Annotated in this window: 9 protein-coding genes; 5 read left to right on the forward strand and 4 right to left on the reverse strand. The window is 72.2% G+C overall.

Annotated features, from left to right (window positions below; all coding sequences use genetic code 11):
* Positions 1-173: 173 nt before the first annotated feature.
* Together ACWC5C_RS18950 and ACWC5C_RS18955 are read left to right on the forward strand one after the other, a co-directional pair.
* Complete coding sequence (locus ACWC5C_RS18950) at positions 174-905, forward strand: FadR/GntR family transcriptional regulator (protein ID WP_450876621.1); 732 nt, start codon at positions 174-176, stop codon at positions 903-905.
* Complete coding sequence (locus ACWC5C_RS18955) at positions 869-1741, forward strand: ABC transporter ATP-binding protein (RefSeq protein WP_450876623.1); 873 nt, start codon at positions 869-871, stop codon at positions 1739-1741. The genes ACWC5C_RS18950 and ACWC5C_RS18955 overlap by 37 nt, the downstream gene beginning before the upstream one ends.
* Here ACWC5C_RS18955 and ACWC5C_RS18960 read toward each other — a convergent pair.
* The gene (locus ACWC5C_RS18960) at positions 1695-2690 is read right to left on the reverse strand and encodes an aldo/keto reductase (RefSeq protein WP_450876625.1); all 996 of its coding nucleotides are present in this window, start codon (positions 2688-2690) and stop codon (positions 1695-1697) included. The genes ACWC5C_RS18955 and ACWC5C_RS18960 overlap by 47 nt on opposite strands.
* A gap of 99 nt (positions 2691-2789) precedes the next feature.
* A complete protein-coding gene (locus tag ACWC5C_RS18965) occupies positions 2790-4040 on the reverse strand; it encodes an SAV2148 family HEPN domain-containing protein (protein WP_450876627.1) in 1251 nt (416 codons plus the stop codon).
* Positions 4041-4353: 313 nt separating this feature from the next.
* Between ACWC5C_RS18965 and glgX the strand changes: the two genes are divergently transcribed.
* The gene (glgX, locus tag ACWC5C_RS18970; protein ID WP_450876629.1) at positions 4354-6492 is read left to right on the forward strand and encodes a glycogen debranching protein GlgX; all 2139 of its coding nucleotides are present in this window, start codon (positions 4354-4356) and stop codon (positions 6490-6492) included.
* Between the two features lie 4 nt (positions 6493-6496).
* On the opposite strand, the gene ACWC5C_RS18975 is transcribed toward glgX, so the two are convergent.
* Both ACWC5C_RS18975 and ACWC5C_RS18980 read right to left on the reverse strand, forming a co-directional pair.
* The gene (locus ACWC5C_RS18975; RefSeq protein WP_450876631.1) at positions 6497-7861 is read right to left on the reverse strand and encodes a rhodanese-like domain-containing protein; all 1365 of its coding nucleotides are present in this window, start codon (positions 7859-7861) and stop codon (positions 6497-6499) included.
* Positions 7862-7941: 80 nt separating this feature from the next.
* On the reverse strand, positions 7942-9597 hold the full coding sequence (locus ACWC5C_RS18980; protein WP_450876633.1) for an IS200/IS605 family accessory protein TnpB-related protein: 1656 nt from the start codon (positions 9595-9597) through the stop codon (positions 7942-7944).
* Between the two features lie 283 nt (positions 9598-9880).
* Between ACWC5C_RS18980 and treY the strand changes: the two genes are divergently transcribed.
* Entirely contained in the window at positions 9881-12703 is a 2823-nt protein-coding gene (gene treY, locus ACWC5C_RS18985; protein WP_450876635.1) for a malto-oligosyltrehalose synthase, read from the forward strand.
* Between the two features lie 133 nt (positions 12704-12836).
* Complete coding sequence (locus tag ACWC5C_RS18990) at positions 12837-13952, forward strand: lytic polysaccharide monooxygenase (RefSeq protein ID WP_450876637.1); 1116 nt, start codon at positions 12837-12839, stop codon at positions 13950-13952.
* Positions 13953-13977 lie beyond the last annotated feature (25 nt).

Here is a 13977-nt window from a genome sequence, read left to right on the forward strand (position 1 = left end):
GCGATTGCCCTCCCTTTGTTGTGCTTCCCCCAGGTGCCGTCACCTTCGCACGCACCACTGACAACGGGCCGGGGGGCGGGACCCCACGGGCCAACTCCTCAGACGTCTGAGGACTTCTGCTAGAGTCCGCGAAGCCATGGGACATGGTCAACAACCGCGCCGGGAGAGACGAGATGGCACAAGCCTCACCACTGCGGCACGGCCGCGTCGTGCCGCAGGTCGAGACCGCGCTGCGCGCGATGCTCGGCGAGGGCCGCTGGCGCCCCGGCGAACGGCTCCCCAGCGAGGTGACCCTCGCCGCCGAACTGGGCGTCGGCCGCTCCTCGGTGCGCGAGGCCGTCCGGCTGCTGGCCCACGACGGCCTGCTGGACGTACGCCACGGCTCGGGCACCTACGCCGCCGAGGAGCCGCGCGAGGCCCGCGAGGCGCGCGACGTACGGCAGCTGCTGCGCCGCGCCCGGCTGCTGGAGGTGTACGAGGTGCGCCGGGCGCTCGAGGTCGAGGCCGCCCGGCTCGCGGCCCGCCGCGTACGCCCCGAGGACATCGCCCGGCTCACGGACGACCTGAAGCGCCGCCAGAAGGCGGCCGGAGCCGGGCCCGCCGCCTTCGTCGACGCCGACCTGGCCTTCCACCGCACGGTCGTGGAGCTGTCCGGCAACGCCGTGCTGCTCGGCCTGTTCACCTCCGTCCTGCCGGTGCTGCGCGAGGAGCTGGTCGAGATGGTCGTCCACGAGACCGGGCTGCCCGATCTGACCTGCGCCCACGCGGCACTGCTGGACGCCCTGGCGGACGGCGACCCGGACGCCGCGATCGCCGCCACCGTGAAGAACCTGGAATCCGTGATGACACTGATCGCCGAGGAGGAACGATGCCCGGCACCCCCGCCCCGAACGCCCCCGTCCTGAAGGCCGACGACGTCGATGTGGTCCGCGACGGCACCCCGCTGCTGCGCTCCGTCTCGCTGACCGTCCGCCAGGGCGAGCACTGGGCCCTGCTCGGCCCCAACGGCGCGGGCAAATCCACCCTCCTCAGCCTGCTCGGCGCGCACGCCCACCCCACCCGGGGCGCGGTGGAGGTGCTCGGGCGCACCCTGGGCCGGGTCGATCTGCGGGAGCTGCGGGCGTACGTGGGCCATGTCGACCCCCGGCACCCGCTGCGCTCCCCGCTGCGGGCGCGGGACGTCGTCCTGACCGGGCTGACCAACACGGTCGAGCCGGTCCCCCGTCGCCACCCCGACTCCGCCCAGCGCGAACGGGCCGAGCACCTGCTCACCACCCTGGGCATCGGCGACAAGCTCGACGCCCGCTGGCCGACGCTCTCCCAGGGCCAGCGCGGCCGGGTCCTGATCGCCCGCGCCCTGATGCCCCGCCCCCGGCTGCTCCTGCTCGACGAACCGGCCACCGGCCTCGACCTGGCCGCCCGCGAACAGCTGCTGGACAGCCTCGACGCCCTCCGCCTCGCCCACCCGGACCTGGCCACGGTCCTGGTGACCCACCACCTGGAGGAGCTGCCCGCGTCCACCACCCACGCGATGCTCCTGCGCGACGGCCAGTGCCTGGCCTCGGGCGCCGTGGACGAGGTGGTGACCACCGACCACATCACCAAGTGCTTCGACCACCCGGTCCACATCGCCCGCACCGACGGCCGCTGGACGGCCCGTACCGTACGGTCCCCTCACCCGGCCCCCGACGCGCTCACCGACCCAGGATCCGGTCCACCTCGGCCAGCTGCCCGGGGCTGAGCGGCCCCTTGGCGATCGCGCCCGCGTTCTCCTCGGCCTGGGCGACCGTACGGAAGCCGGGGATGGGGACCGTCCGCGGGTCGCGGGCCCAGATCCAGGCGAGGGCGCCCTGCGCGAGGGTGCGGCCGTCGCTGGTGAGGACGGACCGCAGGGCGTCGACCCGCTGGAGCCAGACCGGATCGGCGCCTTCGTTCGCGGTGAACCCCGGCAGCCAGGCGGGCGGCGCGTTGCGGATGTCCCCGCTCTCCAGGGCGCGCCCGGCGGCGTGCTTGCCGGTGAGCAGCCCCATCGCGAGGGGGCTGCGGCTGATGCTCGCGAGGTCCGACCCCGCGCAGAGCTCCAGCAGCTCGGGCGCGTCCTGGAGGATGTTCAGACGGTGCTGAACGGCCGCGCAGTGCGGGCCCTCGGCGAAGACGGCGGCCCGGGCGGGGTCGTCGGTGCTCCACGCGTACGCGCGGACGAGCCCCTCGCCCACCAGCTCCTCACAGACGTCGCGGAGCCGGGCCGCGCGTTCGGGGTCGGCGTCGGAGATGTGGAGCTGGTAGAGGTCGATGTGGTCCGTGTCCAGACGCCGCAGGGAGGCGGTCAGGGCGCGGCGCACATGCTCCGGCGAGTCGTCCTGGCCGACGCGGGTCCGGGCGCGCTCGTCAAAGACATTGCCCCACTTCGTGGCGAGCACGACATCGCCGCGGCGCTTCCCGAGAGCGCGGCCGAGCACGCGCTCGCTGTGACCGGTGCCGTACACGTCGGCGGTGTCGAAGAAGGTGACGCCGAGGTCGAGCGCGCGCCGGATGGCCCGTACGGACTCCTCGTCGTCCACACTGCCCCAGCCCAGCGGCTGCCCGTCGACGGACCACCACTCACCGCCGATGGCCCAGCAGCCGAAGCCGAGGGCGCTCACCTCGATGCCACTGCGGCCCAGCGTCCTGTTGTGCGCCATGGTCTCCATGGCGGTGAACGGTAGGAGTTGGAGCGCACACGAAGGCAAGGGGTGCGGAGCCCGGCCGCTCGCTAGGCCACCGGACCTGCGCGGACTCGGCGCCAGGGGTCAGGACACCGGACGGGAGTCCGCCCAGACGCTCTCGAACTCCTCCCGGTAGGTGCCGAAGAGGCCGCCGTCGCCCACGTCCGGGTCGCGCCCCTCGCGCACCACCTCGCGCCCCCGGCCGCCGCCGCGCAGGACCAGGACCGGGGCCTCCATGCCCCGGGCCTTGCGCAGGTACGACTGGACGACCGCGAGGCCGTCCGAGCCGTCGCCGTTGACCAGGTAGGCGGTGAAGCGGGGGGTCTCGTCGAAGACGTGGATCTCGAAGGCGCCCGGGTCGCGCAGGGCGGCGCGCACCCGGCGCATATGGAGGATGTTCATCTCCACCGAACGGCTCAGCTCGCCCTTCTTGAGCCCCAGCTCGCGCTCCCGCCGCCGCACCGCGCTGCTCGCGGGGTTGAGGAAGAGCAGCCGGGCCCGGCACCCGGCCTCGGCCAGCCGGACCAGGCGGCGGCCGGAGTAGTTCTGGACCAGCAGGTTGAGCCCGATGCCGACCGCGTCCAGCCGCCGGGCGCCCGCGAACAGGTCCTCGACGGGCAGTTGCCGCTGGAGCCGCACCCGGTCGGAATGGACGCCCACCACATCCGCGTACCGGTCGCCGACCAGATCCTCGACCGCGTCGATGGGCAGCCGGTCGGTGGACGGGGAGCCGGTACCGCTGCCCAGGATCTCCAGCAGCCGGGCCGAGGCGCGCTCGGCCTGGGCCAGCACGGTCCCGGACAGGGCGCGGTTGCGGGAGACGACGTTACGGGCGACCTCCAGCTCGTCCAGAGCCAGCTCCACCTCGCGCCGGTCATCCAGATAGGGCTCGAAGCACGGCCAGTGCTGGACGAGGAGTTCGCGCAGCTGGGGCAGGGTGAGGAAGCTGAGCACGTTGTCGTCGGCCGGGTCGAGCAGATAGCCCTTACGGCGGCTCACCTCCCGTACCGCCACGGCCCGCTGCACCCACTCCTGACCGGCGGGCCCGGCGGCGGCGATGACCCAGTCGTCGCCGTGGACGGGTTCGTAGATCGGCCGGAGCACCGCGCCGACCACCGCGCGCAGCCGCTGTTCGACCAGATTCAGCCAGATGTAGGCCCGCCCGGCCCGGCGTGCGCGCGTCCGCACCTCGTCCCAGGCGTCCGCGCCCCAGTCCAGTTCCGCTCCGATCTCCATCGGACGCACCAGGGACACCGCACCGGGGGGTGCCTCGGTGGAGCCGTCACCCCCGGGACCTCCGTCACCAGGGGGCAGCTCCAGCCCGCCCGAGCTCACCTGTGCACCGCCTTCCGCCCCCGCTCCAACGATCACCGCAGACTACTGCTCAGGAGGGGGCGGTGCGACACTCCGGTTCGACCTGAGATTCAACCTTCCTCTTCGGCGGCGCGGTTGTGATGGCGGAGTGCAGAAGACGTGACGTCACCCGGTAGGGCGAACCGATATGGCCGTAGGTTGCCTCCCCCGCGCGGAAGTTCCACCGAAACCGCCGTTCTCCCGCCGAAGTTGGGAAAGGATGCGTCGTCGGTCGGTTCCGGGCCGGGGCCCGCGGTGCTCGCGGCCCCGGGAGAAGAAGTGGAAGAGTCGGCGTATGCAGGTCTGGCCGGGACACGCTTATCCCCTGGGCGCCACGTACGACGGCGCCGGAACCAACTTCGCGGTGTTCTCCGAGGCCGCCACGCGGATCGAACTCTGTCTGCTGCACGACGACGGCTCGGAGACCGCGGTCGAGCTGCGCGAGACCGACGGGTTCGTCCGCCACGCCTATCTGCCGGGCATCATGCCGGGCCAGCGCTACGGCTTCCGGGCCCACGGCCCGTACGAACCGGAGCACGGCGACCGCTGCAACTCCGCCAAGCTGCTGCTGGACCCGTACGCCAAGGCCATCAGCGGGAAGATCGACTGGGGTGAGGAGGTCTACGGCTACCACTTCTACCGCCCCGACAAGCGCAATGACCTGGACTCGGCCCCCCATACGATGGCCTCGGTCGTGGTCAATCCGTACTTCGACTGGGGCGACGACCGTCCGCCGCGCACCGACTACCACCGCACGGTCATCTACGAGGCCCATGTGAAGGGCCTGACCATGCGCCATCCGCGGCTGCCGGACGAGCTGCGCGGGACGTACGCGGCGCTGGCCCATCCGGCGATCATCGAGCATCTGACGGAGCTGGGCGTCACCACGCTGGAGCTGATGCCCGTACACCAGTTCGTCCACGACCACCGGCTGGTCGACGCCGAGCTGGCCAACTACTGGGGCTACAACACCATCGGCTTCTTCGCCCCGCACAACGCCTACGCGTCCTGGGGCGACCGGGGGCAGCAGGTGCTGGAGTTCAAATCGGCGGTCCGGGCGCTGCACCAGGCGGGCATCGAGGTCATCCTCGACGTCGTCTACAACCACACCGCCGAGGGCAACCACCTGGGCCCGACGCTCTCCTTCCGGGGGCTGGACAACGCCTCGTACTACCGGCTGACCGACGACCGGCGGTACTACATGGACACCACCGGAACCGGGAACTCCCTGCTGATGCGGAGCCCCCACGTCCTCCAGCTGATCATGGACTCGCTGCGGTACTGGGTGACCGAGATGCGGGTGGACGGCTTCCGCTTCGATCTGGCGGCGACGCTGGCCCGCCAGTTCCACGAGGTGGACCGGCTGTCGTCGTTCTTCGACCTGGTGCAGCAGGATCCGGTGGTCAGCCAGGTGAAGCTGATCGCCGAGCCGTGGGACGTCGGCGAGGGCGGCTACCAGGTGGGGAACTTCCCGCCGCTGTGGACCGAGTGGAACGGAAAGTTCCGGGACACCGTGCGCGATCTGTGGCGCGGTGAGCCGCGCACCCTGGCCGAATTCGCCTCCCGGCTCACCGGCTCCTCCGACCTCTACCAGAACGACGGCCGCCGCCCGCTCGCCTCCGTCAACTTCGTCACCTGCCACGACGGCTTCACCCTGCGCGACCTGGTGAGCTACGACGAGAAGCACAACGAGGCCAACGGGGAGTCCAACCAGGACGGCGAGAGCTACAACCGCTCCTGGAACTGCGGCACCGAGGGCGAGACCGACGATCCTCAGGTGCGGGTGCTGCGCCGCCGCCAGATGCGCAACTTCATCGCGACCCTGATGCTCTCCCAGGGCGTGCCCATGCTCAGCCACGGCGACGAGTTCGCCCGCACCCAGGGCGGCAACAACAACGCGTACTGCCAGGACAACGAGACCTCCTGGGTGCGCTGGCCCCTCCCCGGCAAGGACGCCGTGGAGGAGGACCGGGAGGCCCTGGAGCTGCTCCGCTTCACCCGCTCGCTGATCTGGCTCCGCCGCGACCACCCGGTCTTCCGCCGCCGCCGCTTCTTCCACGGCCGCCCGGTGGAGGGCACCCACGACGAGCTGTCCGACATCGCGTGGTTCACCCACGAGGGCGAGGAGATGCGCCAGCGCGACTGGCAGGCCGTCCACGCCAAGTCCCTCGCGGTCTTCCTCAACGGCAGCGCGATCTCGGAGCCGGGGGTGCGGGGTGAGCGCATCACCGACGACTCGTTCCTGCTGCTGTTCAACGCCCACCACGAGCCCCTGGACTTCGTCGTGCCCGTCGACCACGGCAAGCAGTGGCAGGTCATCGTGGACACGGCGGTCCCGGAGGGCGTGGAGCCGGGCAGCGGCCAGAAGGTCGCCGCGGGCGACCGGCTGACCCTGGTGGACCGCAGCCTGATGGTCCTGCAGCGCCCCGCCTGAACGCTCACACCTGCCCTTCGGTCAGACCCGCTCGCGCCGCCGCGTCGAAGTCATCGTCGACGGTGACGACATCGCGCCCCGCGGCGTCCAGCAGCGAGGCGGCGATGGCCGCGCGCATCCCGGTGGCGCAGTGCGCCCACACGGTCCCCTCCGGGATCTCGCCGAGCCGCCCCCGCAGCTGGTGGAGGGGGATGTGCACCGACTCGCCGACGCGGCGGTGCGCGCGCTCGGAGTCGCGGCGCACATCGAGCACCACCACCCGGTCCCCACGGCGACGGGCGGCCGCCAGCGCGGCGAAGTCGGCGCACGGGAACGAGGCCAGCCGGTCGCCCTCGGCGACCCAGTTCCGGGGTGCGCCGAGCGCGGCGGCGGCCGGGCGGTCGATGCCGACCCGGGCCAGCTCCCGCTGGGCCCCGGCCAGCTGACCCGGCGTCTCGGCGAGCAGCGTCAGGGGCTTGCCCCAGGGGATCAGCCAGGCCAGATACGTGGCGAGCTTGCCGTCGCTCGCGAAGTTGAGGGTCCCGGCGACATGCCCCTCGGCGAACGCCACCCGGCTCCGCAGATCCACCACCCACTCCCCCGCCGCGAGCCGTGCGGCCAGCTGCCGGGGGTCGGCGCGCCGGGGCGGCGTCAGGTCCACGGGCGGCGGTCCGGCCGCGTTGATCGGGCCCACGTGGGTGTAGTACGCGGGCACGTCGTCCAGCCCCGCGAGGAGCCGGGCGACGAACGGCTCCACGTCCAGCGTCAATGCGTCGTTGACGTCGCGTTCCCGGCCGATCGTGGTCGCGTCGCCCCGCGCCTGGGCGGAGGAGCAGAAGCTGCCGAAGCCGTGCGTGGGCAGCACCGGCACCTCGTCGCCGAGCTGGTCGGCGAGGTGCCGTACGGAGGTGTGCTGGGCCCTGGCCAGCGGCACGGTGAGCCACGGCTCGACCAGATCGGGCCGCCCCACCGCGCCGATCAGCAGCGACCCGCCCGTGAAGACGGCCGCCGCGCGCCCCGCCTCCTCCAGCACATAGGCGGTGTGATGCGGGGTGTGCCCCGGGGTGGCGACCGCGCGCAGCACCAGGTCGTCGTCCACGGGGTACGTATCGCCGTCGGCCACCGGCGTACGGGCCAAGGCGACCCGGGCCTCGGCGGGGACGAGGTAGCTCGCCCCGGTGAGCCGGGCCAGCTCCGGGCCGCCGGTCACATAGTCGTTGTGCACATGGGTTTCGGCGACGTACGCGATGCGCACGCCCCGCCGGGCGGCCTTGGCGATCACCGCGTCGACATCCCGGGGCGGGTCGACGGCGACCGCGGTGTGCGGCCCGCCCGCGAGATAGCTGCGGTTTCCCAGGCCTTCGATGTCCAGGGTGTCGATGAAGAACACAGCCGCGACTCCTTCACGGACGGCCCGGCGATCCGGGCGGGGCCTGACCTCACATGGTCATGACGCACCGAGTACCGTTCCTAAAGACTGAGTGGTAGTGAGTCCTGGTTCCAGGACTCGTGCTCAGCCGGGTGCCCCGGACGGTGTTGGGCTCCCCCAGCTACCGCTGGGAGGTGCCCCCTCTGGTCACCCGCGTTCGCTCCGCGTCCGGCGCGCACGCATCGTGTGCGTGGTCCGGGGATGCGGGGGCGGGTTTCCTCACGCCCCGGGGTGCCCGTTGCGGCCTGGACGGTCCGATGCCCCGCACCATCGCTCTGGTCGTGCGGGGGCGGTGCCGTCCGTCGCCGGATCGGGTGCCTCAGGGCGCGCCTTCCGATCGCCACCGCTGCCGCATGGTGGCGAGTGGTCTTCCTGTTCTGGCTGGTGAGGGGCTTTTGCCAGTGCTGGGCGCCCCACTTGGACGTGTACGCGGGGTCGACGGCCACGATCGTGATGCCGAGCTCGGTCGCCATCGAGGCCAGCCGTGCCCGCAGCTTGGCGGTGGGCATGCCGGAGATCAGCTCGCGGAACCGCTTCCGCCTGCCGTGCTTCTCGCGGGTCTTGTCCGCCTGGAAGTCCAGGTCCTCGATCGCGATGCTCAGGCCGTGGCGCTTGGCCCAGTGCAGCAGGCGTACCAGCGCGTGCCGTACTTGGGCGTCGCGGTAGGTGGCCGGTCCGTCTCGGTCGAAGGCGAACCGGCGCGGGTCGCCGACCGGGTTGCCGTACTCATCCAGGCGCCACGCCGCCAGGTGGTCGGCGTTGGTATCGACACCGACCAGGCCACCGGCGCGGGCCTGGGCCAGCGGAACGATCTTGACCGGCGGGATGGTCCAGGAGGCGGTGATGTACCAGCGGTAGCGGGCCACGTCCAGGTGGATGCGGTAGGCCACGGCGCGATTCGCCGCCACGCGGTCGGCCCACTCCTGGCCCCGGTGGCGGAAGGCGACGGTGCCGGTGAGGACATACCGGCCGTGCGCGGCGTTCGCCAGATGCGCCAGCGGCGCCGGGAGCTTGATGCTGACCTGCCCGTCCGGGGTGACGCGGATCGTCTCGTTCCCCAGCCGCTTCCCGCTCTCACCATCGGCCTGGAGGAACCAGCGTCCAGCTTCCCACTGCTGCCGCCACCCGGCCTCGGTGAGCTGTGCTTGTTCGAGGTGGTGGCGGTTGCGGGCCAGCCGCTTTCCTCCTCGCACCACGCGTACACGCCCCGCTTCGCGGTCGGCACGCTGGGCAGCGAGCCGGTCTTCGAGAAGGTGCAGGCGGCGTGCCTTGGTGAACCACTCCTGTTGGGTGCGGTAGCCGCCCGGGCTCCGCTTCGTTCCCTTCGCGCCCACCGGCAGCGACAACCGGTGCGCGATGGTGCGAACACCGGCTTCCAGGACCTGGATGTGGGCGTACTGCACACGCCGCGATAACGCCCACTGGTCGTGCGTGGCCTTGGTGATACTGCCCGCCCACCGCGACGAGGACTCCCCGGTCACAGCGCGCTTACGCGCCGCCCACGAGTCCGCGGAGTGCCCCAGCCCCTCGGCACAGCGCCGCTTCAGGTCACGCGCAGCCAAGGTCCCAAGATGCGCGCCGACCAGCCGCAAAACCTCCTCGTCCTCCACGGTCAGGCCCTTGATCCGCGTACGGATCGCGACACCGGACGGACCGGGGACGACGAACGGCGCCGACAGCTCACGCAGCACACCCACCCTGCCCCCTCCCGTTCCGCGAGCCCGGCGGCAACACGCCTGTCACCCACCCAACGACCACACCCGCGAAAAGGTCACCCATTCGATCCAGGAACCCCCGTTCCCTCCTCCGGAATCGCACAGTCCACAGCCCGGATACTCACACACGCTAGAACACACTCATACACACTCAATCAACAACTGCTTGCCACCCCGGCGATAGAACACTCACATCGGCACGCGCATGCGCCCGGATGGAGGCGCGGCCTCTCATCGAGCGCGACATGTGGGTACGTACGTTCATATGACAGCTGAACCCCTCGTACCCTCCGCCACCTACCGGCTTCAGCTCCAGCCCGCCTTCCCCTTCGCGGCCGCCGAGCGGGCCGTCCCGTACCTGGCCTCGCTCGGCGTCTCCCATCTGCATCTGTCGCCCGTCCTCGAGGCCTGCCCCGGGTCGGCGCACGGCTACGACGTCGTCGACCCCACCGCCGTACGGGCGGAGCTGGGCGGCGAGGAAGGGCTGCGCGCCCTCGCCCGCACGGCCCGGACGCACGGCCTCGGGCTGATCGCCGACATCGTGCCGAACCATATGGCGGTGCCGGTTCCGGAACGGCTCAACCGGCCGCTGTGGGAGGTGCTGCGGGACGGTCCCGAGTCGCGTTACGCCCGGTGGTTCGACATCGACTGGGCCGAGCACGGCCGCAAGGTGCTGCTGCCCGTGCTCGGCGGGCCGCTCGGCGACGAGTGGGAGCGGCTGCGGGCGGGGGACGACGGGGTGCTGCGCTACTACGACCACGAGTTCCCGCTGCGCCCCGGCACCGAGCGGCTGCCGCTCGCCGAGCTGCTGGACGCCCAGTGGTACCGGCTCGGCTGGTGGCGGCTGGCCCGCACCGAGCTGAACTACCGCCGCTTCTTCACCATCTCCGAGCTGATCGCGGTGCGCGTCGAGGACCCGGAGGTCTTCGACGCGACCCACGCCAAGCTGCTGGAGCTGCTGCGCGACGGGGTGATCGACGGCCTCCGGGTGGACCACCCGGACGGCCTCGCCGACCCCGAGGGCTATCTGCGGCGGCTGGACGAGGCGGTACGGGCGGCGACGGGCGGCCGCCGCTGGACCGTCGCGGAGAAGATCCTCGCCCGGGACGAACCCCTCCCCGCCCACTGGCCCGTCGCCGGGACCACCGGCTACGACGCGCTGCACCACATCGACGGCCTCTTCGTCGACCCGGACGGCCTGGCGAAGCTGACCGCCGTCTACCAGAGCTACACCGCCGCCCCGCCGGACGAGGGCGGCGACTGGAGCGCCACGGTCCGCCGCGCCGCCGACCACGTGGTGACCCACGAACTGGCCGCCGAGGTGAACCGCCTGACCCGCACCGCCACCCGCATCTGCGCCGCCTCCCTGCCCCTGCGCGACCAAGCCCCCTGGACCCTCCACACGGCGATCCGCGCCCTGCTCGTACGCCTACCGGTCTACCGCCCGTACCCCACGGTGCGCCTTGCCGGGGCGGCGGGGGCGGATACGGCGCCCGAGGCGGATGCGGCGGTTGGGGCGGCCGGAACGGATGCCCCAGTCGGGGCGGACACAGCGCACGGGGCGCACACGACGGTTAGGCCGGACGCGGCGGCCGGAACGGACGCCTCGGCCGGGGCGCACGCTGCGGCCGGGGCGCACGCTGCGGCCGGAGCGCACGCGACCAATACGGCGGCTAAGGCGCGCTCAGCCGACGCAACGAACACGACGGCCAGGGTGGCCGGGGCGGACACCTTGGCCGGGACGGACGCAGCGCACCCGGCGAACGCGGCGCACGGCCCGCACACGACAGCCGGGACCGACACGACGGCCAGGGCGAACGCGCCGCGCACAGCGGCCGGGGTGCCCCCGGCGGACGCGGCGCCTGCCCCGACCGGGGCACACGCGGCGCCCGAGTTGGACGCAACAACCGCGACCGACGCGGAGATGCTGCACCGGGCCGCGCAGGACGCCCGTACCGCCTTCACCGTCACGGACGAGGCCCGGGCGGTGGACACCGTGCGGGACGCGGCGCTCGGCAGGCTTGGCGACGGCCCGGACCACCGCGACTTCTGCGCCCGCTTCGCCCAGACCGCCGCCGCGCTGCGCGCCAAGTCCGTCGAGGACACCGCCTTCTACCGCTACACCCCGCTGCTCTCGGCCGCCGAGGTGGGCGGCGACCCCGGCCACCCGGCCGTCTCCCCCCATGACTTCCACACCTTCGCCGCCCGGCTGCTGCACGACTGGCCGACGACCGGCACGGTGCTGTCCACCCACGACACCAAGCGCAGCGCGGACGTACGCGCCCGGATCGCGGCGCTCACCGAGTCCCCGGCCTGGTGGGGACGACTGCTGGCGGAACTGTCCCCCCAACCGGAGGCCCCCGATCCGCACCTCGCCTGGACGGCCTGGCAGACCGCGCTGGGCCTAGGCACCGCAGACCCGGAACGGCTCGTCCCGGCCGTACTCAAGGCGGTCCGCGAAGCAGGTCTCCACACCACCTGGACCGAGCAGAACGCCACGTACGAAGACGCCGTGACCGCCTACCTGGAGTCCGCCCCCTGGGCGGCGCTGGACGCGTTCGAGACCGAAATCGCCGCCCCCGCCCGGGCCAACACGCTCGGCGCGGCCCTGCTGCACCTGACCATGCCGGGCGTGCCCGACCTGTACGTGGACACCGAGCGCGCCTACCGCGCCCTCGTCGACCCGGACAACCGCCGCCCACCCACGCTGGACGCCCCGGCGGCCGACGACCCGTTGTCCACCGAGAAGCTGCGGCTCACCCGAGCGGCACTACGGCTGCGCCGCGACCACCCGACCTGGTTCGGCCCCGGCAGCAGCTACACCCCCCTGATCGCCGCAGGCCCGGCAGCGGCCCACTGCGTAGCGTTCCAACGCACCGACGGCACGACCAACTCAAACCACGGCGCCATCACCATCGTCACCCGCCTTTCCCGCCGCCTGGCGGAGTCCGGCGGCTGGGACCGCACCCGCCTCCCCCTACCCCCCGGCCCCTGGCGAAACCTCCTGACCGACCGCACCACCGAGGCCCCAACCCCCCTCGCCGACCTACTGACCCAACTCCCGGTGGCCCTCCTGGTCCGGGCCTGAGGACAGAGCACGCGTGTTCGCGTCCTGATGCATTTACAGTCACACCCCCGCGCGCTACGTTCACAAAGCAACTTGGGAGCGCTCCCATACCGACGGTTCCTGACCCGATCACGTCGAAGGGAAGACCAGCGCAATGGCTCGACGATTACTGGCCCCCGCACGCCCCCCACACCCGCCGGGCAACTCCCGCGCCCGTGGATACGTCCTGCTGGTACTGCTCTCCGTACTGCCCGCCCTGGGCCTCGTCTTCTTCTCCGGAGGCAGCGCTTCCGCACACGGCGCGCCCATGGCGCCGGGCAGCCGCACCTATCTGTGCTGGAAGTACAGCCTGTCCAGCACCGGTGAGGTCAAGCCGACCAACCCGGCCTGCAAGGCCGCGTTCAACAAGAGTGGCGCGACCCCGTTCTACAACTGGTTCGCGGTGCTCCGCTCGGACGGCGCGGGCCGGACCAAGGGCTTCATCCCCGACGGCAAGCTGTGCAGCGGCGCCGCCACCGTCTACGACTTCTCCGGCTTCGACCTGGGCAGCAAGGACTGGCCGGTGACGCATCTGACCTCCGGCAAGTCGATGCAGTTCTCGTACAACGCCTGGGCCGCGCACCCGGGTTCGTTCCGCAGCTACGTCACCAAGAGCCCCATCGACCCGACGAAGCCGCTCACCTGGAACGACCTGGAGGACCAGCCGTTCGACACGGTGACCAACCCGCCGCAGACCGGCCCGGTCGGGACGGTCGACGGCAAGTACACGTGGAACGCCACCCTGCCCTCGGGCAAGAGCGGGCGCCACGTCATCTACACCGTGTGGACCCGCTCGGACAGCCAGGAGACCTTCTACAGCTGCTCCGACGTGGTCTTCGACGGCGGCAACGGCGAGGTGACGGTCCCGGGCGCCGACTCCGGCGGCGGTGACCCCACGGACCCGACCGACCCGACCGACCCGCCGACCGCCAAGTGCACCGCGACCCAGAAGACCACCGGCACGTGGAACGGCGGCTACCAAGCCGAGGTGGAGGTGACCAACACCGGCGCCACGCCCATCTCCTCGTGGATGGTCGACTGGACCCTGCCGTCCGGCCAGCGGGTCGACAGCGTCTGGAACGGCAAACTGGCCAGCGGCAGTACGGCGGCCTCGGTCACCAACGCCGACTGGAACGGCTCCCTGGCCGCCGGAGCGTCGACCACCTTCGGCTACGTCGCCAGCGGCGGCTCCCCGGACACGGCGGCCGCCCCGATCTGCATGGTGCACTGATCCGCTCACCGAACTGTCAGCGCAC

This window comes from Streptomyces sp. NPDC001700, assembly GCF_053596435.1.